Raw genomic sequence first — 24,699 nt, 5'->3', positions numbered from 1 at the left:
GCCGCGCTCCATACGCCTGCATACGCGCACGTACAGACGACACAGCGGATTCGCCCTTATCATGGCCCGCTTCGATTGCAACAAGCGGATGACCGCGTGACCGTATCCACCCTCGCTTTTGTCTTCCCCGGCCAGGGCTCGCAGTCTGTGGGCATGGTGGCCGAGCTGGCCGAACTGCACCCGCAGGTGCGTGAAGCCTTCACCGAGGCATCCGATGGTGCCGGCGTCGACCTGTGGGCGCTGTCCCAGGGTGGCCCGGAGGAAATGCTCAACCGTACCGAATACACCCAGCCGGCCCTGCTGGCGGCAAGTATCGGCGTGTGGCGCGCCTGGAACGCCGTGGGCGGTCCGCGCCCGTCGGTGCTGGCCGGCCACAGCCTGGGCGAGTACACCGCCCTGGTTGCCGCAGGCGCGCTGAGCCTGCATGACGGCGCGCACCTGGTGCGCCTGCGCGGCCAGCTGATGCAGGAAGCCGCCCCGGCCGGCGTCGGCGCCATGGCCGCCGTGCTCGGCGCCGAAGACCAGCTGGTACTGGACGTCTGCGCCGAAGCGGCGGGCAGTCAGGTGGTGGTGCCGGCCAACTTCAATTCGCCGGGCCAGATCGTGATCGGTGGCGACGCCGACGCGGTCGACCGTGCGCTGGCGCTGCTGGCCGAGAAGGGCGTGCGCAAGGCGGTCAAGCTGGCCGTCAGCGTGCCCTCGCACACCCCGCTGATGCGCGAAGCCGCCAACCGCCTGGCCGAGGTGATGGCCGGCCTGTCCTGGCAGGCGCCGCAGCTGCCGGTGATCCAGAACGTCGATGCCCAGGTGCACGACGGCGTGGACGCCCTCCGCACCGCGCTGGTCCAGCAGCTGTACCAGCCGGTACAGTGGACCGGGTGCGTGCAGGCGCTGGCTGCCCGTGGCGTCACCCGGATCGCCGAGTGCGGCCCGGGCAAGGTGCTGACCGGCCTGGTCAAGCGCATCGACAAGGCCATCGACGGCCGTCCGCTGGCCACTCCGGGCGACTTCGAAGCCGCCCGCGAGGCGTGGTCGGCCTGATTCCCCTGTTCCTGCCGACCGTGCCGGTCGCCGCTGCAAGCGGCACGGGTGCGGCGGTCGCCCCAGCCTGAGGAAAACATCATGAGCAAGCCCCTGCAGGGTGAAATCGCACTGGTCACCGGCGCCAGCCGTGGCATCGGTGCCGCCATCGCCGATCTGCTGGCCGCCCAGGGCGCCACCGTCATCGGTACCGCCACCACCGAATCCGGCGCTGCCGCGATCGGCGAACGCCTGGCCGCCCACGGTGGTCACGGCCGCGCGCTGAACGTCACCGATGCCGCCGCGCTGGACAGCGTGCTCGATGGCATCGCCAAGGAATTCGGCCCGATCTCGATCCTGGTCAACAATGCCGGCATCACCCGCGACAACCTGCTGATGCGCATGAAGGACGAGGACTGGGCGTCAATCATCGACACCAACCTGACCAGCGTGTTCCGCACCAGCAAGGCGGTGATGCGCGGCATGATGAAGGCGCGCAAGGGCCGCATCATCAACATCGCATCGGTGGTGGGCGTGACCGGCAATGCCGGCCAGGCCAACTACGCCGCGGCCAAGGCCGGCATCATCGGCTTCAGCAAATCGCTGGCCAAGGAAATCGGTTCGCGCGGCGTCACCGTCAATGTTGTCGCACCTGGCTTCATCGACACCGACATGACCAAGGCGTTGCCGGAAGAAGCGCGCAACGCGCTGATCAACGACATCGCCCTCGAACGCCTGGGATCGCCGGAAGACATCGCCCATGCGGTGGCCTTCCTGGCCAGCCCGGCTGCCGGTTACATCACCGGCGAAACCCTCCATGTGAACGGCGGCATGTACATGCCGTAAGCAAGGGGCGCAGGGATTGCGCCGCAAGTGGTTGATCTGCGGAGGTTTTTGCTGCAATGCAAGGCCGCGCCGGTTTCCACTACACTATCCCACGGCCATCGCCCTTGATGGCGACCACTTTTGAACCACAACTCCATCTGGAGCGAGATCCCATGAGCACCATCGAAGAACGCGTCAAGAAAATCGTCGTCGAACAGCTTGGCGTCAAGGAAGAAGAAGTCACCAACAGCGCATCGTTCGTCGATGACCTGGGCGCTGACTCGCTGGACACCGTCGAGCTGGTGATGGCCCTGGAAGAAGAATTCGAGTGCGAGATCCCGGACGAAGAAGCCGAGAAGATCAGCACCGTGCAGGCCGCCATCGACTACATCAAGGCCCACGTCAAGGCCTGATGTCAGACGGCAGTGCGCGCGCGGGCCACGCTCGCCGCGCACCGCACCCCATGGGGCCGCTGTTGCGGCCCCGTGTGTTTGGGCATCACACCGAAGCAAACCGCGTTGCCCGTTGAAATCAGCCGGGCCAGGAGAATCAGCAATGAAGCGTCGCGTCGTCGTAACCGGCCTGGGTATCGTCTCGCCGTTGGGCAATGATCTGGCCAGCAGCTGGGAAGGCATCACCCACGGTCGTTCGGGCATCGGTCCGCTGACCAACGTTTCTGATGCCTATCTGGATCGGTTCACCACCAAGATTGCCGGTGAGGTCAAGGGATTCGACATCACCGCCGACAATGAACTGTTCGGCAAGTTCCGGGTCAGCGGCAAGGATGCCAAGAAGATGGACCCGTTCATCCATTACGGCCTCGGTGCCTCGTTCATGGCCCTGCACGACTCGGGCCTTGAGATCACCGACGCCAATGCCGAGCGCATCGGCGCCATCGTCGGCGCCGGCATCGGCGGCCTGCTCGGCATCGAAGAGCAGACCATCGAGTTCCATGAGGGCAAGAAGATCTCGCCCTTCTACGTGCCCAAGACCATCATCAACATGCTGCCGGGCCAGCTGAGCATCATCACCGGCCTGAAGGGCCCGTCGTTCTCGGCGGTGTCGGCGTGCGCGACCTCGAACCACTCGATCGGCACCGCGATGCGCATGATCCAGTACGGCGACGCCGACGTGATGGTGGTCGGTGGTGCCGAACGTGGCTCGTCGCCGACCGCCGTGGGCGGCTTCTGCGCGATGAAGGCCATGAGTACCCGCAATGACGCCCCGGAACAGGCCTCGCGCCCGTGGGACAAGGACCGTGACGGCTTCGTGCTGGGCGACGGCGCCGGCATCCTGATCCTGGAAGAGTACGAGCACGCCAAGGCACGTGGCGCGAAGATCTACTGCGAACTGGCCGGCTTCGGCGCCAGCTCCGACGCGTACCACATGACCGCACCGAGCGAGAACGGCGAAGGCGCCGCGCGCTGCATGGCCATGGCCATGAAGGACGCGGGCGTGACCCCGGAACAGGTGGGCTACCTCAACGCGCACGGCACCTCCACGCCGCTGGGCGACCTGGGCGAGACGATGGCGATGAAGACCGCCTTCGGCGACCACGCCTACAAGATGATGGTCAGCTCCACCAAGTCGATGACCGGCCACCTGCTGGGTGCTGCCGGCGGCGTGGAAGCGATCTTCTCGGTGATGGCACTGCAGGACAACGTCATCCCGCCGACCATCAACCTGCAGCAGCCGGGCGAAGGCTGCGACCTGGACTACGTGCCCAACGAAGCACGCCAGGCCAAGGTTGACGTGGTGATGTCCAATGGTTTCGGCTTCGGCGGCACCAACGGCACGCTGGTCTTCAAGCGCGTCTGACCGAGGTGTAGCGTCGGGCCATGCTCGACGCCGCGTTCTACGGAGCCGCCGCAAGGCGGCTTCCGTGCATCTGAACCCCAGAACTGGCTGCCATGACCCACGCACCGCTGATCCACCCGCTGCCGCACCCGATCGATCTGCTGGCCCTGCAGCAGCATGACCCGGCGCGCTTTCCGCTGCTGATGGAATCCACTGCCTCGGGCACCGCGCAGGGCCGCTGGAGCCTGCTGCTGGCCGCGCAGGGTGATGGCCTGCGACTGGATGCGGATGGCCAGGTGCGCGACCAGCACGACGCGGTGCACGCCGGCAGCTTCCTGCAGGTACTGGACCGTGCTTGGCAGCGCGAACGCCTGCCGCATGACGGCAGCCACAGCCTGCCGTTCCGCGGCGGCTGGGCGTTGATGCTCGATTACGAAGTGGCCAGCCAGATCGAACCGGTGCTGCCGGCGCGCGCACGCGAGGATGGCCGCCCGACCGCGCTGGCGCTGCGCTGCCCGGCCGCGGTGCTGCACGATCACCACAACGATGCCAGCTTCGTCATCGCCGAGGCCGGCGAGCAGGCGTTGCTGGATGCGCTGGTGGCACTGGCCTCGGCCGCGCTGCCGGAAGCCGGGCAGGGCTGGCAGCCGCCGCAGGCGGTGGACGAGGATGCGCCGCAACGTTTCACCGACGGTGTGCGCCGGGTAATCGAGTACCTGCGTGCCGGCGATGTGTTCCAGGTGAACCTGTCGCGGCGCTGGAGCGCGCAGTTTGCCGCGCCGGTCAGCCCGCAGGCGCTGTACGCGCAGCTGCGCCGCGCCAACCCGGCACCGTTCGCCGGGCTGTTCAGCGCGCACGGCCGCCATGTGGTCAGTTCCTCGCCGGAGCGGCTGGTGTCGGTGCATGCCGGCCACGCGCAGACCCGTCCGATTGCCGGCACGCGTCCGCGCTTCGAGGGGGACGATGATGCCGCGCGCATCCAGGAGCTGGTCGGCCACCCCAAGGAGCGTGCCGAGCACGTGATGCTGATCGACCTGGAGCGCAACGACCTGGGCCGCATCTGCCTGCCCGGTACCGTGGTGGTCGATGAGCTGATGACCGTGGAGAGCTACGCGCACGTGCACCACATCGTCAGCAACGTCAGCGGCCACCTGCGCCCGGAGGTCACCCCCGGCGAGGTGATCGCCGCCACGTTCCCCGGTGGCACCATCACCGGCTGCCCCAAGGTGCGCTGCATGCAGATCATCAGCGAGCTGGAGCAGGTGCCGCGCGGTGCCTACACCGGCGCGTTCGGCTGGCTGAACCGCGACGGCGACCTGGACCTGAACATCCTGATCCGCACCGCCGAAGTGGATGGCCACCAGGTCAGCTTCCGCACCGGCGCCGGCATCGTGGTCGATTCGGACCCGGACAAGGAACTGGACGAGACCCGAGCCAAGGCTCGCGGCCTGCTGCGCGCGCTGGGCCAGCAAGGGTAGGCGTGTTCCGGTAGTGCCGGCCGCTGGCCGGCAACCTCATGCACCCATGATCCGCGCGCTTGCCGGCCAGCGGCCGGCACTACCGTACCGGTGGGTGCCAGTGTTGTGGTGGGTGCCGACCGTTGGTCGGCACGGGTGTGTGGCCCCGGTCATGACCCCAATCCACCGGCACGGTATCCTGCACGACGGAATCGAGTTCAGAGGTAGTCCATGGCGGGAGCCAAGCGCGGGTGTCTGTTCGTGGTAACGCTGGTGGTGGTGCTGGGCGCCGTCGTGGCCGGCGTGGGCGCGTGGTTCTTCTACCAGCAGACCCGGTTCGCCGATGCCCCGATCACCCCGACCGCCGAGAGCGTGGTCATCGCCAGCGGCGATGGCATGAACAGCGTGCTGCGCAAGCTGCGCGAGGCTGGCGTGGACGAGGGCCAGGATACCCAGTGGCAGTTGCTGGCGCGGCAGCTCGATGCGGCCGGCAAACTGAAGGTGGGCGAGTATGCGCTCAGTGGCGAGCTGACCCCGCGCGAGCTGCTGCTGCGCATGCGTGCCGGCAAGGTGCTGCAGCACCGGGTCACGATTGTCGAGGGCTGGAACATCCGCCAGTTGCGTGCCGCGCTCAAGCGCGCCGAGCCGCTGCTGCACACCACCGATACCCTGGATGACGCCGCGTTGATGCAGCGCCTCGGGTTCGGTGGCCAGCATCCGGAAGGCCGCTTCCTGCCGGAGACCTACGTTTACCAGCGCGGCGACAGTGATCTGGACGTGCTCAAGCGCGCCCACGCCGCAATGGAAAAGGCGCTGGACGAAGCCTGGGAAAGCCGCGCGCCGGACCTGCCGATCAACACGCCCTACGAGCTGCTGACGCTGGCCTCGATCATCGAGAAGGAAACCGCGCTGGCCAGCGAACGACCGCAGATCGCCGGCGTGTTCATGCGCCGCCTGAAGATCGGCATGCGCCTGCAGACCGACCCGACCGTGATCTACGGCCTCGGTGCTGCGTATGACGGCAACATCCGCCGTCGCGACCTGACTACGGATACGCCGTACAACACCTATACCCGTGCCGGCCTGACCCCGACCCCGATCGCCATGCCCAGCCGCGACGCGCTGATGGCCGCCGCGCAGCCGGCCGCCGGTGATGCGCTGTACTTCGTCGCCGTGGGCGACGGCAGCGGCGCGCACGTGTTCTCGCCCAGCCTGGACCAGCACAACGCCGCCGTAGCCCGCTACCTGCAGCAGCTGCGCCAGCAACGTACCCAGGAGACCCCGGCGCAATGAGTCCCGCGCTGCTTCGCCACCCGCGTTTCGTCAGCCTGGAAGGCGGCGAGGGCGCAGGCAAGACCACCGCCATCAATGCCATCCGTGACTGCCTGCGCAGCCACGGCCACGAGGTGGTGCTGACCCGCGAGCCGGGTGGCACGCCGCTGGCCGAGCGCATCCGCGGCCTGGTGCTGAAGCCCGATGCCGAAATCGCCGCCGAGCCGCTCAGCGCCGAAGCCGAGCTGCTGCTGGTGTTCGCCGCACGCGCCCAGCATGTGCGCCAGGTGATCCGGCCGGCGCTGCAGCGCGGTGCCTATGTGCTGAGCGATCGCTTCACCGATTCCAGCTATGCCTACCAGGGCGGTGGCCGCGGGCTTGACCCGCAGTGGATTGCCGACCTGGAGCGCCGCGCGGTCGGCCTGCTGCCGGGGCTGACCCTGCTGCTGGACGTGGACGTGGCCGTCGGCCGCGCGCGCGCCAACGGTCGCGACCTGTGGCCGGACCGCATCGAGAGCGAGCAGGACGATTTCTTCCAGCGCGTGCGCGAAGTGTTCCGCAGCCGCGCACAGCAGGACCCGCAGCGCTTCGCGCTGATCGACGCCGGCCAGGTGCAGGAACGCGTGGCCGCCGATGTGGTCGCACGTATCGAGCGTTGGCTGCAGGACGGGGAGGGCGCATGAGCACGTTTTCGCCGTGGCAGCAGCGCGCGTTCGACCAGACCGTGGCCGCGCTCGATGCGGGTCGCCTCGGTCATGGCCTGCTGATCTGCGGCCCGGCCGGGCTGGGCAAGCGCGAGGTGGCGCTGGCGCTGGCCGACCACGTGCTGGCGCAGGGTGACGCAACGCACGCCACGCGCACGCGCCAGCTGATCGCCGCCGGCACCCATCCGGACCTGCAGCTGGTCAGCTTCATTCCGAACAAGAGCGGCGACAAGCTGCGTACCGAGATCGTCATCGAGCAGGTGCGCGAGATCACCGACAAATTGGCGCTGACCCCGCAGTACGGCGTGGCGCAGGTGGTGATCGTCGATCCGGCCGATGCGATCAACCGTTCGGCCGCCAATGCGCTGCTGAAAACCCTGGAAGAGCCGCAGCCCGGCCGCTACCTGTGGCTGATCAGCAGCGACCCGGCACGCCTGCCGCAGACCATCCGCAGCCGTTGCCAGCGCCTGGAATTCAAGCTGCCGCCGCAGCACGAAGCATTGGCCTGGCTGCAGCAGCAGGGCCACAGCGAAGCGTCGGCGCGCGAAGCGCTGGAGGCCGCCCGCGGCCATCCCGGCCAGGCCGACAACTGGCTGCGCGAAGACGGCCTGAGCCTGCGCCGCGAAGTCGGACGAGATCTGGAACAGCTGGCCGCCGGCAAGACCGGCGCGGTGGAGCTGGCGCAGAAGTGGTGTGGTGATGACAACGCGGCGCTGCGCCTGCGCTTCGCTGCCGATCTGGCGCTGGCCCAGGCCAGCACCGATGCCTTGACCACGCCGGAGCGATTGCACAAGCTTGCAGCCTGGTTCGATGCGGCCAACCGCACCCGCGACCTGCTGCGCACCACGGTGCGTGCAGACCTTGCGGTGGTTGAGTTGCTGCTGGCCTGGAACAAGGTGAACGAGCGGCCTGCCGCAAGGGGAAATCGATGAGTGCCAGCAACGCCCGCCAGGGCATCCTGTCCCTGGCTGTGAAGGACAAAGCCGCGCTGTACAGCGCGTACATGCCGTTCGTGAAGAATGGCGGCATCTTCGTGCCCACGCCCAAGCGTTACTTCCTGGGCGACGAGGTATTCCTGCTGCTGACCCTGCCCGATTCCAGCGAGCGCCTGCCGGTGGCCGGCAAGGTGATCTGGGTGACCCCGGCCGGCGCGCAGGGCAACCGTACCGCCGGCATCGGCGTGCAGCTGGCCGACGGTGCCGAAGGCGAGGGCGTGCGCCACAAGATCGAGACCCTGCTGGCCGGCCTGACCGGCTCGGACAAGCCGACCCATACGATGTGAGGCTGCGCGCGGGGCCCTTCTGTAGCGCCGGGCCATGCTCGGCTGCGTGCCCCGAAACGCCCGTGAACACGAATGTGAAAAACTGTTGACGGCCTCTGAAAAGCCCCTATAATGAGCGGCTCAGCAACACACCGGGCGGTTAGCTCAGCGGTAGAGCATTGCCTTCACACGGCAAGGGTCACAGGTTCGATCCCTGTACCGCCCACCATGTTGCAGAACGAAAGAAGCCTCCAGCAATGGGGGCTTTTTTGTTGCCTGCGATCCAGCAGGATCAGCCGGAAGCGCACACCCTTTCAATCGGGCCGCTCCAGCAGCTCGCGCGCCATCATCGCCGTGGCATCCAGCAGGTCGTGGCCGCTGCCGGCCTGCACCACCACCGCCAGCAGGCTACGGCCCACTTCGGCATTGCCGCTGGTCAGCTCCATCTCGCCTTCAAAGCACAGATCGGCCAACCATTCGTGGGCCTGCTGCAGCCCGCGCTTGCGGACGCGGCGGAACTCCGCGAGCAGCTTCGCTTGGCCGGCCTCCGGCTCGCCCTCGGCCAGCAGGCCGATGGCACCGCCGTGCGCCGCGCGCCAGATCGCCGGTAGCGGGCGACCGTTCGCGTCCACCACGTCCGGCGAGAACTGCGCGCAGTACATTTCGTAGCGCTTGCCCGCTGTGCTGCGGGGCACGATGCCGGCCTCGGCCAGCAGGCGTTCGGCTTCATCCAGTGTGCTGAACTTCAGGCGCAGCAGTGCAGGGCGGCTCAGCTGTTGTGCCAGCGCGTGCTGGTTGGCGGCGAACCAGACGTTCCAGCCCACGGTTGCGCGGCCTTCCAGTGCGGCCTTGAAGTACTCCAGGTGTTCGGCGTCCATTGCGGTCTCCTGCGCTCCCTGCGCGATTGTAGCGGGAGCACATCCGGGCCGGTCAGGCATCGCCGCTGGAGAGGCAATGATGTGCCTCGCGCACCAACTGTCGTGCGGCCACGATCAGTCCGTCGATATGGAAGGCGCCCAACTGCTCGTTCGGACCGCCTTTGTTGCGCGCCCGGTCGGCGGCCTGCAGCAGATCGAGCAACGCGCCGAGCCCAGACAGCGAGCGGCGCAACGAAGCGTGATTGCTGGCGCCGAGGGTGAGGCTGATGCACGGCTGTCCGTCATCACCGTCGGCATGGTTGATCGCATTGAGACGGGCGAAGAACGTGGCCGACTGCGTCGGAAGGTTCTGTTCGTTCAGGGCGCACTCGATCTCGCGTGCGAGGTCTTCCGGCACATCGGCCGCGACGTCGCCGATCAGGGTGTGCAGGCGGGGATGGACGGCGGTGCGGTTGGTCATGGCGAAACCCTCACTGGCGTAGGGCCACCTTCCGGAGTGAAGGTGGCGGACGGTGCGGGTTGGCGTGCCAAGGCAAACGAACTCCCATCGAGAAGAAGGCCTGGCGGATCTGTCGATCCCCACGCACCGGCCGCCATGGAGGCAATCGATACATTCTCTCTGCTGCGGCGCAAACCGCAGCGATGGGTGTTCATTCGTTTATTCGAGACGCCAATCCCGGCCAAGGCGTCTTGCCTCGGCGCGGCGATCATCTGGCCGGGCAATCACATCGGTCTGTAAGGAAAGTTCTCAACCGTCCCTAGGCAGGCCAGACATTTCCCGTTGTGTGCCGTCCGACACCTGCGAGTAGTGCGGCCCATCACTGATGGCGCACATCGCCGCCCCTGCCAACCGTGCACGAGATGACTCCAGAGCGACGCCGCCACGGCAATCGCGTCACCCCGCGCGGCTGAGGCGGGACCATGCCACGCATGGAGCCAGAGGGTTCCATCCCTGCGCTGTCCCGCCGCCCCGGGCAGGCGTAGTCTCAGCCCGTTGCCGTGCCCATCCACTCTGGAGTGCCACCATGCCGCTCGCCCGCATCGATCTTCGCAAAGGTAAATCCGCCGACTACCTGCAACGCGTCGGCGAAACCATCTACCAGGCCATGCGCGCAGTGGGCGTGCCGGAAAACGATCGCTTCCAGATCTTCCAGGAACACGCGCCCGGCACGCTGATCTACGACCCCGGTTACCTGGGCGTGGATCGCACCGACGACTTCATCTGCATCCAGATCACCTGGAACGAAGGGCGCACGCTGGAGCAGAAGAAGGCGCTGTACGCCGGCATCGCCGATGGACTGCATGCGGCGGTGGGCATCCGCCGCGAGGATGTGTTCATCAACCTGGTGGAGGTGAAGAAGGAGAACTGGTCGTTTGGTAATGGACAGGCGCAGTACGTGAGTTGATGCGGGAAAAGCATCCACGCATGGCGTGGATCTACACTTCGCTGCCGACCTGCTCGCCTTCGGTAGCTGCCGCACTCCTGGCCGCCTTCACTGCGTCGGCGCTGTTGGGTTGTTCGCACTCAATGCTGGTCACGTAGCCGTCGTGGCTGATGCTGTGCTCTGCACGCTTGACCAGCCACTGCCCATCTACGCCGTCGCGGAAGCCTTGCATCACCACCGTGGCCTCGGCGATCAGCGTCTCGCGGCCGGGTAGGGTGTAGCTGAGCGTACGCGTCTGCCGGGCTTGTTCCTGATGCTTGGCGCGCGCTGCGGCTTCGGCGGTTTCGCGGTCAGCGTAGGCCATGCGCAAGCGTACGATCGGTTCGCCGCTGCCCACCTTTATCTCCCGGCGCTTGGCACCACGTACATCACGGTAATACGCGATGGTGGTGCCGGTCTTCTCGCGCGAGACGATGTTCACCTTGTAAGCACTGCCATCGGCAGGGGTCAGGGTGGTGTCGGGAATCCGCTCGCCGCTGGCACTCGTGGACTCGCCGCGCTTGATGAACATCAGGCGACCGCCGCCCGGCTTGGCGATGGCGTCATGCTGCTTCGCCAAGCGCAGCAGTAGGTTCATGTCCGATTCCTGCGATTGCACTGTCAGCGGCAGCGAGATCGACGCCAGCGATCCGCTCACGGCTGCGGCCATTCCGTGCTCGCCGGCCATGCGCTGCACCATGCCGCCGATGGTCGTGCCCTTCTTCCAGGTGCGCGTCTTCTGTGTTTGCAGATCGTTCTTGCCGCCTTTGCTGGCTTCGAACGGCGCGGCGCGTGCGCGCAGGGTCATGCTGCCCGGGTAGCCGGAAATCTCCACCTCGTCGCAGATATACAGGCCCATGCGCCGCACGTCACCGTCGTAGCCAATGAAGGCTTCCAGCTCCGCGCCCACCGGTGGCAGCTGGATCGGATCGGAAGGATCATGATCGGCCAGCTGTAGTTCCAGCGTGTCCGAGTTGTTGTCGGTTTCGTCGGTGATGCGCAGCGACTTGAAGCGCGACATGATCTTGTCGGTGATGTCCTGGCTGTTGGCGACCACGCGGAAGGCAGGTGCGATGTTCAGTCCCACAGGGCCACTCCCTTGCGTTCGTTTGCTGGGCGCTGCACATCAGGCAGGGTGATCGCCATGCCCGCAGGCAGTACGGCGCCGCGTGCAGCAAGCCCCGGGTTGGCGTCGAATACCGCACGCAGGATGGCCGGTGATTGTTCGCCATAATGCGTGTACGCGATGCGGTCGACAACGTCGCCGTCGCGGGTGTTATACGTTCGTGCCATCGCTGTGCTTCCGCAGTGAGAGGGTGAATTCGTGCCGTTGGATTCCAGCATCGGCAGTGAAACCGGAGGCAGTGGCGTCGATCTTGTCGATGACCCACAGCCCAAGGTTCCCGCCCTTGCCGGTCAGCAACCGCTGTGGCTTGCCCTGCGCGGCCAGCCTGCGCAGCTGCGAGAGCTCATTGCCGGCACCGCGGAACCCGTAGTGGATGACGCCAGGCAGCGTCATGCTGGCCTTGCCTGGCCCGGTGTACTGCAGCGCAGCCATCTGGCCGATGCGTTCCTGCGCTGCCCAGCCATACTCGTTGCTCTGCTGGATATCCTGGAACACGGCGGTGTTGAGGCTGAACTTGAAGCCCCCCAGCATCAGCAGCACTGGCGCGTTGCCGGAATCGTTGGCTTTGAACTGCGACAGCAGCTTGTCCACTGTGCCGGTTACGAACTCGCGCTTCATGCTCAATTCCTGTCTGCAAGGCCACCACGGGCGGCAACCGCGTTGCGACGCTGCAGTTCGTCGGCGGTGCGACGTGCTACGGATTCGCTGGATTCACCCGGCTGCTGGTGGATGGTGATGTTGTTGGTCTGCTGTTGTTGCACGGTGGTGACGCCGCGCGGAGAGGGCGAGGGCATCTCGGGCGCGGTGCGGCCGCGAGTGGCCTCGCTGATGCCTGCCCATCGCTTTCCAGCACCCGGGCCGTCCAGCGTGGCGACGTCCCCGACCAGGCCCGCGGCATCATCCAGGCCACCTCGACCGCCGGCCCGCATGTTGGTGTACCCGATCATGCCGTTGCCGATTGCTTCAGCACTGCCTGTGAGTACCTCCTTCCCGAAATCCAGGCCCTTGCCGACCAGCGCACTGACCTTGCCAATTCCCCCTTCGACGAACCCCATCAGCTTCACGACGTAGGGCATGAGGAAATCCAGCTTCTGGACGAGCCAGTTGAACAGGGATTCGGCACCGGACTTGATCGTGGTCCACATCATGCTCATTACGCTACCGATCCCGCTGGCGACGGTCGTGTACACGTTGCCCATCCAGACGACGTACTGCACGAGGCCGCTGATGAGCTGGATGTTCATTCGCAGGCCTTCCATCAGAACGGTACCGAGGAAGCTGCCGATCTGGGCAACCCGTGACAGCTCGTTGCCGGTGTACTGCGCTGGTGCGAGCATCCTTGACAGCCAATCCCAGGCCTGTCCGATCAGGCCACTCATGACCTCCCAAGCGGGGCGCAGCGGTTCGACCGCGCGCATCAGTTCCCCCATCGCCGCAGTGCCTGCACCGCTCAGGCCTTCCCATACGCCGCCCAGGAACGCCTTGATCGGCTCCCAGTACTTGCGCACCAGCAGGGCGCCGGCGGTGATGGCGGCGACCGCAAGAGCGATGGGTCCACCACCGATTGCACCGACGGCGGTAGCGACGATGCGGAAGCCTGATGCCAGGCGCATGGCCATCGGCCCGAAGCGTCCCATCTGGGCCAGCAGGCTGCCGCCCCGGAACAGCTCGCACGCCTTCTGCACAGCCAGGATCGGGCCCTGCAGGAACGTCCAGGCGTAGCGTGCGCCGAGCACCGCCGTGCGCATGCCCAGCATGCCGACCACGATCTGCGTGGTGTTGGCGATCAGCTTCGGGTTTTCCTGCACGAACGAGGTGACCCCGTTCAGCAGTTCGGTCAGCTTGACCGCCGCTTCGCCCACCGCAGGCAGCAGGGCGGCGCCGAAGGCCTTGGACAGATTGTCCACGGCGATCTTCGCGCCTTCGATCTTCTGCGGATCGGTCTGCATAGCATCCACGTAGGCGGCATCGGTGGTGCCCGATGATCCGTTCAGGGCCGTGTCGCGGATCCGGATGTAGCTGTCCCAGTTCTCTATCATCGGCTGGACGAAGTTCTTCGCCTGGGCATCGCCGAACAGGGCGCCGATCTTCTTCTGGTCGCCCGCGGTGGCCTGGATGATTCCCTGCATCGCAGCATCGAAGGGATTGCCGCCGTCGGTCTGTGCGTCACCAATGATCTTGCGCAGATCCAGATTGAGGCTCTTCTTTGCCTTGTTCTGCAGTTCCGGCGACAGGACGGACGACATGAAGCTCTTCATGTTGCTGGCGGCCTTGTCGGCGCCGCCGGCCGAATCCAGCGTGGCCTGAAGGGCGGCACCGAGGGTGGCGGCAGCCGACGTGCCCTGCAGCTTCATCGCTTCGAACGACGAACCCAGGGCAGGCAGCACCTCGGCCATGTCTTTCAGGCCCAGACCGCCCTGCCGGCTGTTGACGACCAGCACGTCCAGCGCGTTCTGCATGCGCGAGGGATCGATATCGAACGACTGCTGCAAGGCGGCCGCGGCCTGGGCCACATCATCGATGCTGGCGCCCGTGACGGTGGTGGTCCGCCCGACCGCGCCCAGGCTGGCCTGCGCCGACTGTGCATCCATGCCGGCATCGATCATCAACTTGATCGAGCGCTGCAAAGCATCGGCACCCTGGTTGGTCGTACGCGACTGTTCCAGGATGGCTCGGCCCAGCGCGCTCACCTGGGCCCGGCTGAGGTTGGCTGCCACGCCAATCTGCTGGTTCTGGCGGGCGAAGCCGGAGGCGTTCTCCACCGGCTTGGCCAGCGCGGTAACCGCTGTGCCAAGCGCACCGCGTGCCTCGCCGAATGCCGAGCCGAGCTTCTCGCGCTTCTCCAGATTGGCGGTGCGCTTTGCCTCGATGCGCTCCAGTGCCTCCTGCGAGGCACGCAACGCGTCGACCTGGGTACGCATGCGGGCGTACTCCTTGCTCGTCGTGCTCAGACGGGCAAGCCTGCGGTCCAGCAGTGTCATCTCGGTGCCGATGCGCTTGATGCCATCATTGGCGAAGGACAATGCGTCCTGCAGCGATTTGGACACCGAGCCGCCGATCGTGATCGTTGTCGTTTGAACGTTATTGGCCATGTACCGGCAACCCCTGAATCCACCAGATGAACTTCGACACCCGCAGCGTCATGATCTCGCGCAGGCCCCAGCCGGTATGCCCGGCCAAGGCGAGCGCTCCCTGCCTGATCTGCGGCAGGGTCAGGTGGTAAAAAGCGCCACGCCGGCCTGCAGTCGGGCATAGTCGCGCAGCGGCATCTTGCGCACGTCGTCCGGCGAGATCTCGCACAGGTTGGCGATCATGCGCACCTCGCGTTGTGCGTCGCTACCCTTGTCATCCTGGTAGCGCTCCATGTCTTCCACGGTCGGCTCGCGCATGCGCAGCACGGCGGTCTCCATGCCGTTGACCTCGCGCGGTCGGGTAAGGGTGATCTCGGCGAAGCCATCGCGCTCGACGACGGCGTCGGTGGGGGTCTTGGTCTTGCTGGACATGGATGCGTTTCTCGGGTTCGATGTAGTGCGATGGATCCGGGGGCGCGTGGCACCCCCGGGTTGTTCGGTGCGGCGAGGGCTCAGATGCCCAGCGCGCCGCGGATGCCGGCCAGCACGTCCACGCCGCCCTGGCGTGCGATCATGTTGACCACGTCGATCTCCTGCACGACCTGAGCGCCATGGGTCAGCTTGTAGTAGCTCAGCGCCAGGCTGACCTTGATCGTGCCCTTCTCGCCGACCTTGGTTTCGCCGCGGTCCAGCAGCTTCACCTTGCCGCGCATGTTGTGCACGACCTGGGTCACTTCGCCGTCATCGCCTTCCAGTGCTTCGCGGGCGGTGAAGCCGTATTCCTTGCTTTCGATGACGTGGAATTTGCTCATGATCTCCGCGTCGTCCGAGGCGAACTCGACATCGGCCGTCAGCTTTTCATGGCCGAGCACGATCTCGGTCGGGGCCAGCATGCCGCCGGCCTGGAAGTCCTCGGTCTTCAGCGACAGCTTGGGAGCGGTGAAGGACATCACGCTGCCGGCATAACCCTTGCCGTCGACGTAGAAGTTGAAGTTCTTACGGATCTTGCGTGCCATGCTTAGAAGATCTCCGAGACGTAGTTGTTATTCATGTGCATGCGGAAGGTCAGCTGCTCGCCCGGGTAGGTCGGCGTGAAGTCGAAGTCCCAGTAGAAGCGGCCCTGGGCCACGCTGTCCGCTGCGTTCAGTTCGGGGTCGATCCAGCAATTGCCGCCGAGAATCGCGCCCTGGGTCTTCAGGCCGCGCAGGAAGGCATTGACGCCCTCGCGCACGTCATCGACGTAGGTCTTGCTGATGCCGCGGTCGACAGCCCACAGATGCGCAGCCTCGAGGCTGTCGGCAATGATGTCGGCGGTGCGCACCACGCACAGGAACTGCCACTTCGGATCGGCGCTGGTGGTGCGGTTGCCCCAGAGGCGGAAGCCCCCTTCGCGGATGACGGTCGCCACGTTGGCCTGGTTCAGCAGGTTGGCGCGGCTGGTCGCGTCAGACAGGCCGAAGTCGATCGCACGCGCGGTACCGACCACGCCGTTGAGTTCCAGGTTCGACGGCGAAACCCACCAGCCGCGCTCGTTGTCGCTGCGGGCGATGGCACCGGCCACGGCACCGGAGGCGTAGCGGGTGACGATGGCATCACCGGACTGCACCAGCAGCGCCGGGTCGACCACATAGACACGCTTGGAGCCGGTCAGGGCGGCGGTGGACTTGGCAGCGTCGTCGTTGCTGTTCGGGCCGTCCTTGATGATCACAGCGCGCAGCTTGTCGGCGATGCCGAGCAGTTCGGATACAACCGGGTTGGCGAGCAGCTCGGTGTCACGCTTTTCGTGGGTGTGGGTGAAGCCCGGCACCGCCAGGATGCGTGGCTTGATGCCCACCACCGACTTGGCCGCCAGCAGGGCATGTACGCCGGTGTAGGCACCGGTTTGCGGGTCTACGCCGCCCAGCACATTGGCCAGAGTGTCGTTCTCGGTGGCGCCCTTCTCGATACGGACGACGACGACGACGGCGTTGGACTGGTCGAAGATGGCGTCGAGTTGGCCCGGTAGGGTGCCGTCATCCACTTCGGTGGCGGCGTTGGTGAGCAGCTTGGCTGCCTGCGAACGCGAGGTTACCAGGACGGGAGTGTTGTACGGGAAGGCGATCTTGTCGGCGCGGGGCGCGGTACCCACGATGCCGATGACGCTGCTCGAGGCAACGGCGATCGAGCGGGAGCCACCATCAATGTTGACGACCTGCACGCCATGCAGAAATTCGGCCATGCGTTGTTTTTTCCTTGGTTGAGTGGGTGCTGCGGTCACGACCTGTGCCGCATGGGGACATGTTCGTACCTGGGCGCGGCTGGGATAATTGCAGCCGTGGTCCGGGATCACGTTTGCGCCGGTACTGTGAGTGTGGAGTCGGATGCAGTGACGCTTACCCAGCTTGCGGTAGCTTCGTCGTAAGTGATTGGGCCGGTGCGATCAGCGGGCGGTGCCCGGTCAATGACACTGGGAGGAAGGGTTTCGCCACGAGCGAGTGGCGCGGCGAGGCTGCCGTCGATCCGGTTCCACAGCGGACGGTTGCTGTAGTCGGGTTTCAGCTCCCAGCGCCGGGCTTCTGCGTTCCAGGCATTGAAGTGGGTATCCCCGCTCATCAGCGGATGGGGAGCGGACAGCGTCACTTCCGGGGGCAGGCTGTCACCCAGCGCCAGGCGATTGGGCACTACTGCAGATGTGACCGTGTTCCAGAGCATCCGGTTGCGGAAATCAGGGACCTGCTCCCAGTGGCTGCCATCGTCACTCAGGCGGAACGACCGATACTCGCCAGCGGGAAGTTGTGGCGCCGCTTCCACGGTGTACTCCGGAAGATGCCAGCGGCCGTCCGGCGAGGGCTGTAGTTTCACTGCACCCATATACGCGCGTGTCAGCGGATCATAGGCGTGTGCAAAGCGCGATTCGGTAAACAATCGTGTGTCCTCAGTAAGCAATGCAATAGATCATTCGAAGACCGGCGGGCAGGTTTGTGTCGCCGCCGGTGGGCCTGACATTCACGGCGTGGCTGTGTTCGCCGCCGTTCGAGACGGAAGCAGGGTGGCTGTGGTCACCAACTGCGGCGACCGAGATCGAGTGGGTGTGTGCTCCGGCGCCGTTCATACCGATGTTGTGCCCATGACCGCCCGCATCGTTGAGCCAGATGCCTGTACCGTTGTGGCTGGTGCCGGTAGGGTTGGGGCGTGCACCCGTGGCTGCGGCCCATCCACCGCTGCCGCCGGACGCCGGACCATTCCAGGTGTGGGAATGCCCAGGGTCGTTCACGCCGTGGTTGTGGCTTCCCTGCGCGTCGGTCCACGCTCCATGAGCATGGTCGCCGACAGCGCTGGCACTGGCGCCATGGGCGTGACCACCCGCATTCCCGATGGTCAGGGCGTGACCGTGCAGCCCAGCATTCTCGGTCGAGCCCGTATGCGCGTGGGCGATGACAGCGCCCGTTGTGAATGTACCAACCGATTGTGGTTCAGTCGTTTGCACAACGACCGTACCTTCGCGGATCAGCGGAAGATTGAAGCTCGTCGTGCCATCGCCGGATCCATATCGTGTACCGATGGCGGCGAACAACGCAGGATACGTGGCACGTGGCACAGCAGCGCCATTGCACAGCAGCATCCCGTTGGGGGCGGCGGAGCCCGCGAACATGATCACCTGGCCGGGCACGTGCACACTGGACGGAACGCCGGTCATGTTTCGCCAGTCCAGGTAATGAGTGCCATGGCGGCCATCGAGCAGATCGGCATCGAGACCCTTGTCGGCACCCTCGTCTTTCAGTGCCGCGGACTTCAGGCCTAGCGCCGATCGGAATGCAGCATCGGTGGCGATCGACAACAAGGTGCGCACGAACGTGCTCGGCGCAGATGCACCGAAACGCTTGTCGATGAAGGCGCGCAGGCCGCGCGGCGTGATGGCGCGCTCGCTGTCCGCGCCTTCTTCGGCTTCGCTGCTGGTGGCCAGCTCGACCACGCCCCGTACCTCAGTGGTTGCAGGGGGGTAGATGAATTCCGCGTTTCCGAATTGGATCTGCGTGGCGTCGATCTCGCTGAAGCGGGTATCGGTTGCCAGCAGCAACATCGATTCGGACGTCTTCTCCATGATCGGATCGGCTTGGCCATAAGTGGCGAACAGGGTGCCGTCAGCCAGGTAAAGGCCGAAGCCGCGTAGGCTGTACGCGGAAACAGTGTCATCGCGGATGGTGACGTGTACGGTGTCGTCGCCTACTGCTTGGCCGCCGAACGTCGCCAGGCGCTTGATTTCACCAGGAAGCGTCGTTAGCTCCGGCAAAGGTGTGAAGGCGGTGGACGTCAGGCCGACTTGCGTGACCAGGACGGCGTTGGTGCCGGTGTTCGACGTGTTGACCAGCTTGGCGAAGCCAGCGTCGGTGATTTTCAAGCGCATGCGGGAATTACTCTCCGATCAGTTGGATGCGGCGAAATGCCGTGACATGGGAACTCGCGAGCGCACCGACAGTGGCGTCGGACTGCATGCCCTGGGTGAAGGTGAAATGCGAGCGCACCGGCTTGGTCCGGGTGATCTCTCCGATCACATCGTCGACGAACTTGGCGGTGGCGGTTTCGCCGCCCTGATTGGCGATGGTCATCACCGCTTCGAATGTGTGTGGCGCGCCCTGCGGCTGCGTTTCCCACCATTCACGGATCAGGATCGAGCCACCAAAAGCGGCGACGACATCGCGCACGCTGCCCCAGGTTCCCTTGCGGCGCTGGATGGCGATCGCGGTGCGTACGCGCGCTCGCTTCACTGTCTCCGGCCAGTAGGCCTTCCATTCATCTACGGACAAGGCCCAGGCAAGCCAAGGCAGCAGGGCGGCTGGACAGCGGTCGGCGTCCCACAGTGCGGTGATGTCCACCGGCAGCGGGCGAGCGACGATGGCGCGAGCCAAACCACGTTCGGCGTGGGTGGCATTTGGGGGCAGCACAGCGTGGTCGGCTCGAACCACGATCCGTGCGTCACCCTCGATCAGCATGCCGGGTGCTGGTGCGGCCGACAGAGTGGCCGTGGCGCCGCTGATCACAGCATCAGGCAAGCGCTGCCGCCCTTGCTCGTCGATGCGGTACACCGCCTGCAAGGTCGCCAGTGCACCCCCGGGATGACGGAAGGTACGGTTCCGCCCATCGATGGCGCCGCGCAGGCGCGCGCTGATCACGCGGGTGGTGGCGTCACTCATCGTTGCCGCCATGCATCAGTGTGATGTGGGTGCAGTACGTGGCCTGCGTACGATCGACGACGATGTCCGTCGCAGGGCTGCTGATCTCCACACGCTGCACGCCCTCGGCGTGAAGGGCGGCGAACAGACCCGAACGGGTGACGTCGCGGCCGAGCCGGTGCGATTCGCTGATGTAGCGGTCCAGGCGGGTGCGTGCTTCAGCCAGAACCACTTGGGAGTCGGGACCGGCGAAGGTAAAGAGCGTAGCGTCAACGGTGTAGTTGATGATCGTGGCCGACTTTACCGACACATGGTCGGTCAGCGGTCGCACGTCGTCCGCGCTCAGCTTCGCCTCGACGATGTCGAGCAGGCCCTGGCTGGCGGTTCCATCCGCTTCGCGCGACAGCACCGAGACCACCACTTCGCCAGGATCTGGACTGGTCGCACTGGCGTCGAGCGCCCGCGGGTCCGCGCTCAGGGCATGGAATACATAGGCACCTTCCGGTCCTGCCACGCTGAACCCTTCCGGGCCCAGCTGGATGCGGCGGCGGAAGTCCTCATCGCTTTCATATCGCGGTGGAATGCCTTCCTGCGGTTTGCCCGGGTCGAGCACCTGGCGGACGACGCCGAAGATCGCGGCGAGGTGGTCCAGGTCGCTGCCACCGGCATAAGCCAGCATCACGCCGCGCGCTGCGTCGTTGACACGCTGGCGATCGAGCAGGCGCAGGTAGGTGCAGACCTCGAGGATCTTGAAGGCCGGGTCCGACGGCAGCAGCGCGTCGAAGGTGGGATCCAGGGCCTGCAGCGCGGTCAGCGATTCATCGAACATGGCTTCGAAATCGAGCACTTCGATGACCGCCGGGGCAGGCAGCTGGGATAGATTGACACTGGTGAACGAGCCGGATGCCACGGTTAGCGAACCTCGATTCCTTCGATGGTGATGGCCTCGCCGTCCGGCAGGTGGATCCCGGTCACTGCCAGGATCATCACGCCGGGGGCGGGGAGGGAGACGTCGACGTTCTCGACGTGGAGACGCGGTTCCCATCGCGCGAGCGCGTCGACGGTGGCCGCAATCAGGTCCATGCGCAGCGAGCGGTTGGTCGGCGCATCGATCAGTTCAAACACGCGTGAACCGTATTCGCGACGCAGCACGCGGGAGCCAAGGGGCGTGGTGAGAATGTCACGCACGGACTGTTGCAGATGGGCGAGCCCATCCAGTGATTTGCCGGTGTTGGCGTCGATTCCTCGCATGGCCTCTATCGTCGTGGAGTGCGGGTTTTCAGGGCATTGCAGGCGTGGCCGCTCAGGCCTGCGCCGGCGTGGTCGGGGCGGTTGGGCCCTGCGCGGTGTGCGTGTGTGCCTTCAGCCCGATGGCACCGGCCTTGATCTCGCTTGGTGTGCTGATGTCCTTGCCGGCGCTGATCGCGCCGCTGACATCCAGATCGCCGGTCGCCTTGATCGAGGGTGTATCGAGCACGATCGATTCGCTGGCGATCACCTGTGCATTCGCGCAGGTGACAATGACCTTGCCGCTGCCGACATGGACGTTGAGCGTGGTGGTTTCCTGGTCGTACTCGACGATGCTGCCGTCGGCGAACTCGGTGCACTGCCGCAGGCGCGAGTCGGCCGGCGGCGGAAAACGGTCCTGGTACAGGCTGCCGAGTACCAGCGCCTGGCCCGGGTCGCCATAGGGGCACGCCAGTACGACCTGCTCGCCGGGTTCGGGTGCGCACCAGGTGCGTACGCCCGGTCCCGCACGGCGTTCCAGCCACGGAATCCAGTCGGTCAGCATGCCGTCGGCATCGACGCGAACGCGTCCGTTTGCCCCGTCCAGTTCGCGTACCACACCGATCATCAGCAGGTTGCCGATCAACCGCGCATGTTCGGCGCTCATGGTGCGCGCTCCGGCAACGGCTGGTAGCGGGACTCATGGATGCGGCCGATCTCCGGCGCGAAGCTGTAGGACGCCTGCGGCACTACGCCGCCAGTGTCGTCCCAGCGGTTGTCGCCCAGCGCGACCGGCAGTGACCACTCAACGATCCAGGTGCGCAGGCCCGGCTGTGCCGCCGCGGGGTCTTCTGGCAAGGCTGCGATCACATCGATCGCACCACTGGCCACGCCGGGAAAGCGGCCGAGCTGGTGCAGCCAGGTGGCCAGGGCGAGGGCCGCGTTGCGCAGCTGAATGGCCGTGTCTGCTTCGGTCGCCGGCAGCGCAATGCGTGCTTCGAAGCGCAGGGTGGCCTGCAGAAGGCCACTGCCGTCATTGTTGTCCCTGCTGCGGTCACAGCGGGTCATCGCCAGCAGGCAGGCCGGCAGGGGCATGCCCTCAGCGTTGGCATCGCGATGGAACTCGACGCTTGCAAACCCCGGAAAGCGTGCGCGGATTGCGGCTTCGATCGCGGCAATCAGCGGATCGAGCGTGGGAGGGAAGGGATCGTTCGCCATGTCAGCTCATGCAGGGAAGGGAAGAAGGGTGTGGCCTGTGTGGCGCGCGCGGTCTGCTGCCAGTGTTGCCATCACCGTGGTGGGGTGGCATTGCAGGCGTGGCCGTATCCGGCAGGCTCAGTGCGTGGGAGTGGCGCCGCTGCCGCAGTCGGCGGGTGCTGCCGGCGCGGCGCCATTGATGGTGATGCCGCGTTGGCTGCCGAGGCTGCACAGCAGCGCACTCAGCTGGTCGGCAAGTGCGTGGTACTGGCGTGCGACCGCAACGTGATTGCGCAGCAGCGCGTCATCGCTGGCTGCGTGCAGGTCCGGCAGGCGGGGCGGGGGAAGCAGTTGGGCAGGCGCGATGCTGAGCTCAGCGCGGCAGGGCGTGGCCGGCGTTGGCCTCGCGCCAGATGCGCACGAACTCAGCGTCAGCGTCGCCGCGATCACGACCAGGAGTCTTGGCATGGGTCTCGATGTCCCGTTGCAGGGTATTGAACTGTTCGGTGTGCCGGGCGTGATGGGCCAGGCGCTGTGATTCGGCCTGCGCGCCTGCAGCGCTGTTGGCGAGGGCATGCTGGTGCGCGCGCTGGACTGCATCGGTGCGGGCCTCCTGCTGCGCTGCCCGGGCAGTGGCAGCGGCAAGGTCCGCGCTGCGGTCGCGCAAGGTCCATCCGAGCCAGGCGCAGCTCGCGTGGCTGCCGGCAAGAACCAGCAGCCCGATGCCCAGCTTCAGTGCCCCGGGAGTCACTGCAGGGCTCCGCCGGCGGCACGGTACGCTGCGCGCAGTGTTTCCAGTGCGTGCTCCTTCTGCCCGTAGCCGGCGCCGGGCAGCGACGCCCAGATGCGCCGTGCCGCGGTGACGGCGGCGTCGAAGCGACCGAGCCGTATCAACTCGTAGGCACCGCATTGCTTGAGCAGCGCGACAGCCGCGCGGTCCTGCGAAACGGGACCGAAGTCGGGCAAGCCCAGTCGCGTGCGCAGATCATCCCAGGTGCTGCGCAGGAACTGGTAGCGGCCGGCGGCGCTGGATTTGATGCCATAGCGTGGCAGCGACACCAGCTCGCGGGGATGGTCGCGGTAGTCGGTGAACAGCTGGCCGCCGACGATGACGTCGTAGCCGCGATCACGCGAACGCTGGCCGGGAGTGTCGGTGCCCTCGGACACGGCCAGCATGTCCAGGAACGCGGCGACGTTGGCGCCACCGAGGGCGCTGGCTGCGACGGCGGTCATGCCACGGCTCCCGGCTGCTTGCGCACCAGGGCCAGCAGGGCGTCTATCTGTACGCTCTGCTGGGCGATCTGGGCACGCAGGGCGCTGACTTCACCGCGTAGCTGCCCGATCTCCTGGGCCATGGCCTCGCGTTCGTGCATCAGTCCATCGGCGCGGATCCGCTCGGCGGCGAGCTGCTCCTGCAGGGTACGCAGGGTATTGCTGGTAGCCTCATCGGCGGTACGGTCGACCTTGGCCGACGACAGCCATTGGCGCAGCCACAGCGACACCGCGATCAGCACGCCCGAGGTTCCTCCCAGGTATTTGGCCCAATCCGGCACGCCGGCCAACAGGTCGCTCTCGTTCATGCGCGCGCGTATCCCTTGAGTACGGCCGGATGGACCGCAGTCGGGGGCGCCGAGCGGGCATCGCGCAGAGCGCGCTTGATGGTGGTCTGCGAGACGCCGAACTCACGCGCAACATGGTCACGCGGCATGCCGCTGGCGACGGCACGTGCGATCCGCTCGCGACGTTCGTGCGCGCCGGCGGCGAAGCAGGAGGCCAGGAACAGCAGTTCCCCACCCAAGTGCGCGACCAGGCGTTGCGCCACGTCACGGCCGAGGATGTCGATCAGCCGATGCCGGTCCGGCAATGTCGAAGGGACGTAGAGGATGACGCGGTGGCGACCGGTGGCAGCGGAGGTAGTCGGCGGCCACGCACGCACCAGCGTGAGGGCCGCGGATTCGCCGATGACCTCGGCCAGAGTCTGGATGCTGTCGGGCAGGGCGTTCATGCAGGATGTGGTCAGTGGCATTGATCTCCACTGTTGCCATCCCGTTGGATTGGTCAACACCTTTCATCCACTTTCGACTTGGCGTGCTGAAGGCGTTCATCAGCGTGCCGAGGACGGGTGAGGACGATGATCTGCCGGCGCGACATCCTGTCGCTGCTTACAGATCACGCCGATGTTTCCCGTATTCCTGTACTCACTGTCCTCATCGGGCGCAAGCAGCGGCAGTGCAGGTGGGCGGGCGAGTACAAGGCGAGGACGATCTGGGACACACCGCGCGCGTGACAG

General features: G+C 66.1%; 30 protein-coding genes and 1 tRNA gene. 11 read left to right on the top strand and 20 right to left on the bottom strand.

What is annotated here, in order from left to right; genetic code table 11:
- Nucleotides 1-96: 96 nt before the first annotated feature.
- The 10 genes from fabD to AC5P9I_RS08140 all read left to right on the top strand — a co-directional run bounded on the left by fabD (nucleotide 97) and on the right by AC5P9I_RS08140 (nucleotide 8,565).
- Nucleotides 97-1,041 (top strand): ACP S-malonyltransferase, encoded by a 945-nt coding sequence (gene fabD, locus AC5P9I_RS08185; protein ID WP_049471061.1) that lies wholly within the window; start codon nucleotides 97-99, stop codon nucleotides 1,039-1,041.
- Between the two features lie 81 nt (nucleotides 1,042-1,122).
- Complete coding sequence (fabG, locus tag AC5P9I_RS08180; protein WP_049471063.1) at nucleotides 1,123-1,866, top strand: 3-oxoacyl-ACP reductase FabG; 744 nt, start codon at nucleotides 1,123-1,125, stop codon at nucleotides 1,864-1,866.
- Nucleotides 1,867-2,018: 152 nt separating this feature from the next.
- On the top strand, nucleotides 2,019-2,258 hold the full coding sequence (gene acpP / locus AC5P9I_RS08175) for an acyl carrier protein (RefSeq protein WP_005415509.1): 240 nt from the start codon (nucleotides 2,019-2,021) through the stop codon (nucleotides 2,256-2,258).
- A 142-nt stretch (nucleotides 2,259-2,400) separates the two neighbouring features.
- Complete coding sequence (gene fabF / locus AC5P9I_RS08170) at nucleotides 2,401-3,663, top strand: beta-ketoacyl-ACP synthase II (RefSeq protein ID WP_049471064.1); 1,263 nt, start codon at nucleotides 2,401-2,403, stop codon at nucleotides 3,661-3,663.
- Nucleotides 3,664-3,755: 92 nt separating this feature from the next.
- Nucleotides 3,756-5,120, top strand: a complete 1,365-nt coding sequence (locus tag AC5P9I_RS08165) for an aminodeoxychorismate synthase component I (RefSeq protein ID WP_088476248.1) — start codon at nucleotides 3,756-3,758, stop codon at nucleotides 5,118-5,120.
- 210 nt (nucleotides 5,121-5,330) lie between these two features.
- A complete protein-coding gene (gene mltG, locus AC5P9I_RS08160; RefSeq protein ID WP_049469123.1) occupies nucleotides 5,331-6,392 on the top strand; it encodes an endolytic transglycosylase MltG in 1,062 nt (353 codons plus the stop codon).
- Nucleotides 6,389-7,054, top strand: a complete 666-nt coding sequence (gene tmk / locus AC5P9I_RS08155; protein ID WP_049469126.1) for a dTMP kinase — start codon at nucleotides 6,389-6,391, stop codon at nucleotides 7,052-7,054. Before mltG ends, tmk begins: the two co-directional genes overlap by 4 nt.
- Nucleotides 7,051-8,007, top strand: a complete 957-nt coding sequence (locus tag AC5P9I_RS08150) for a DNA polymerase III subunit delta' (RefSeq protein WP_049469129.1) — start codon at nucleotides 7,051-7,053, stop codon at nucleotides 8,005-8,007. Before tmk ends, AC5P9I_RS08150 begins: the two co-directional genes overlap by 4 nt.
- Nucleotides 8,004-8,357, top strand: coding sequence for a PilZ domain-containing protein (locus tag AC5P9I_RS08145; protein ID WP_005412452.1), 354 nt, complete (start codon nucleotides 8,004-8,006; stop codon nucleotides 8,355-8,357). The genes AC5P9I_RS08150 and AC5P9I_RS08145 overlap by 4 nt, the downstream gene beginning before the upstream one ends.
- A gap of 133 nt (nucleotides 8,358-8,490) precedes the next feature.
- Nucleotides 8,491-8,565, top strand: a tRNA-Val gene (locus AC5P9I_RS08140).
- 85 nt (nucleotides 8,566-8,650) lie between these two features.
- Here AC5P9I_RS08140 and AC5P9I_RS08135 read toward each other — a convergent pair.
- A complete protein-coding gene (locus tag AC5P9I_RS08135; protein WP_088476249.1) occupies nucleotides 8,651-9,214 on the bottom strand; it encodes a hypothetical protein in 564 nt (187 codons plus the stop codon).
- Between the two features lie 52 nt (nucleotides 9,215-9,266).
- Nucleotides 9,267-9,674: a hypothetical protein gene (locus AC5P9I_RS08130; protein WP_049469169.1), complete on the bottom strand. Its 408-nt coding sequence runs from the start codon at nucleotides 9,672-9,674 to the stop codon at nucleotides 9,267-9,269.
- A 565-nt stretch (nucleotides 9,675-10,239) separates the two neighbouring features.
- Between AC5P9I_RS08130 and AC5P9I_RS08125 the strand changes: the two genes are divergently transcribed.
- Nucleotides 10,240-10,620: a tautomerase family protein gene (locus AC5P9I_RS08125; RefSeq protein WP_005415517.1), complete on the top strand. Its 381-nt coding sequence runs from the start codon at nucleotides 10,240-10,242 to the stop codon at nucleotides 10,618-10,620.
- 31 nt (nucleotides 10,621-10,651) lie between these two features.
- Here AC5P9I_RS08125 and AC5P9I_RS08120 read toward each other — a convergent pair whose 3' ends face one another.
- From AC5P9I_RS08120 to AC5P9I_RS08035, 18 genes are all read right to left on the bottom strand, one after another.
- Nucleotides 10,652-11,725, bottom strand: coding sequence for a phage late control D family protein (locus AC5P9I_RS08120; protein WP_049469172.1), 1,074 nt, complete (start codon nucleotides 11,723-11,725; stop codon nucleotides 10,652-10,654).
- Complete coding sequence (locus AC5P9I_RS08115) at nucleotides 11,716-11,931, bottom strand: tail protein X (protein WP_049430174.1); 216 nt, start codon at nucleotides 11,929-11,931, stop codon at nucleotides 11,716-11,718. Before AC5P9I_RS08115 ends, AC5P9I_RS08120 begins: the two co-directional genes overlap by 10 nt.
- Complete coding sequence (locus tag AC5P9I_RS08110) at nucleotides 11,915-12,382, bottom strand: phage tail protein (RefSeq protein ID WP_049469176.1); 468 nt, start codon at nucleotides 12,380-12,382, stop codon at nucleotides 11,915-11,917. The genes AC5P9I_RS08115 and AC5P9I_RS08110 overlap by 17 nt, the downstream gene beginning before the upstream one ends.
- Nucleotides 12,383-12,384: 2 nt before the next feature.
- A complete protein-coding gene (locus AC5P9I_RS08105; protein WP_130768428.1) occupies nucleotides 12,385-14,856 on the bottom strand; it encodes a phage tail tape measure protein in 2,472 nt (823 codons plus the stop codon).
- A gap of 120 nt (nucleotides 14,857-14,976) precedes the next feature.
- Entirely contained in the window at nucleotides 14,977-15,267 is a 291-nt protein-coding gene (locus tag AC5P9I_RS08100; RefSeq protein WP_049469182.1) for a phage tail assembly protein, read from the bottom strand.
- A gap of 80 nt (nucleotides 15,268-15,347) precedes the next feature.
- Nucleotides 15,348-15,851 carry a phage major tail tube protein gene (locus AC5P9I_RS08095; protein WP_005412457.1) on the bottom strand — a complete coding sequence of 168 codons (504 nt, stop codon included), beginning with the start codon at nucleotides 15,849-15,851 and terminating at the stop codon, nucleotides 15,348-15,350.
- A 2-nt stretch (nucleotides 15,852-15,853) separates the two neighbouring features.
- Nucleotides 15,854-17,053 (bottom strand): phage tail sheath C-terminal domain-containing protein, encoded by a 1,200-nt coding sequence (locus tag AC5P9I_RS08090; RefSeq protein ID WP_049469185.1) that lies wholly within the window; start codon nucleotides 17,051-17,053, stop codon nucleotides 15,854-15,856.
- A gap of 107 nt (nucleotides 17,054-17,160) precedes the next feature.
- Nucleotides 17,161-17,739, bottom strand: coding sequence for a hypothetical protein (locus tag AC5P9I_RS08085; RefSeq protein WP_231353016.1), 579 nt, complete (start codon nucleotides 17,737-17,739; stop codon nucleotides 17,161-17,163).
- 10 nt (nucleotides 17,740-17,749) lie between these two features.
- A complete protein-coding gene (locus tag AC5P9I_RS08080; protein ID WP_049469189.1) occupies nucleotides 17,750-19,219 on the bottom strand; it encodes a tail fiber protein in 1,470 nt (489 codons plus the stop codon).
- A gap of 7 nt (nucleotides 19,220-19,226) precedes the next feature.
- On the bottom strand, nucleotides 19,227-20,006 hold the full coding sequence (locus AC5P9I_RS08075) for a phage tail protein I (protein ID WP_049469190.1): 780 nt from the start codon (nucleotides 20,004-20,006) through the stop codon (nucleotides 19,227-19,229).
- Nucleotides 19,999-20,895 (bottom strand): baseplate assembly protein, encoded by an 897-nt coding sequence (locus tag AC5P9I_RS08070; RefSeq protein ID WP_049469193.1) that lies wholly within the window; start codon nucleotides 20,893-20,895, stop codon nucleotides 19,999-20,001. The genes AC5P9I_RS08075 and AC5P9I_RS08070 overlap by 8 nt, the downstream gene beginning before the upstream one ends.
- Nucleotides 20,896-20,897: 2 nt before the next feature.
- Nucleotides 20,898-21,236, bottom strand: a complete 339-nt coding sequence (locus AC5P9I_RS08065; protein WP_049469197.1) for a GPW/gp25 family protein — start codon at nucleotides 21,234-21,236, stop codon at nucleotides 20,898-20,900.
- A 52-nt stretch (nucleotides 21,237-21,288) separates the two neighbouring features.
- Nucleotides 21,289-21,879, bottom strand: a complete 591-nt coding sequence (locus AC5P9I_RS08060) for a phage baseplate assembly protein V (RefSeq protein WP_049469199.1) — start codon at nucleotides 21,877-21,879, stop codon at nucleotides 21,289-21,291.
- A complete protein-coding gene (locus AC5P9I_RS08055) occupies nucleotides 21,876-22,430 on the bottom strand; it encodes a hypothetical protein (protein ID WP_049469203.1) in 555 nt (184 codons plus the stop codon). The genes AC5P9I_RS08060 and AC5P9I_RS08055 overlap by 4 nt, the downstream gene beginning before the upstream one ends.
- A 352-nt stretch (nucleotides 22,431-22,782) precedes the next feature.
- Nucleotides 22,783-23,160, bottom strand: coding sequence for a hypothetical protein (locus AC5P9I_RS08050; protein ID WP_049469205.1), 378 nt, complete (start codon nucleotides 23,158-23,160; stop codon nucleotides 22,783-22,785).
- A complete protein-coding gene (locus tag AC5P9I_RS08045; protein ID WP_088476250.1) occupies nucleotides 23,157-23,642 on the bottom strand; it encodes a glycoside hydrolase family 24 protein in 486 nt (161 codons plus the stop codon). The genes AC5P9I_RS08050 and AC5P9I_RS08045 overlap by 4 nt, the downstream gene beginning before the upstream one ends.
- On the bottom strand, nucleotides 23,639-23,989 hold the full coding sequence (locus AC5P9I_RS08040; protein ID WP_049469210.1) for a hypothetical protein: 351 nt from the start codon (nucleotides 23,987-23,989) through the stop codon (nucleotides 23,639-23,641). Before AC5P9I_RS08040 ends, AC5P9I_RS08045 begins: the two co-directional genes overlap by 4 nt.
- Nucleotides 23,986-24,414 (bottom strand): helix-turn-helix domain-containing protein, encoded by a 429-nt coding sequence (locus AC5P9I_RS08035; protein ID WP_235644983.1) that lies wholly within the window; start codon nucleotides 24,412-24,414, stop codon nucleotides 23,986-23,988. The genes AC5P9I_RS08040 and AC5P9I_RS08035 overlap by 4 nt, the downstream gene beginning before the upstream one ends.
- Nucleotides 24,415-24,699: the final 285 nt, after the last annotated feature.

Source organism: Stenotrophomonas sp. YJH_SMC_29, from assembly GCF_059371235.1.
This window is presented reverse-complemented; position numbering and strand designations above follow the sequence as displayed.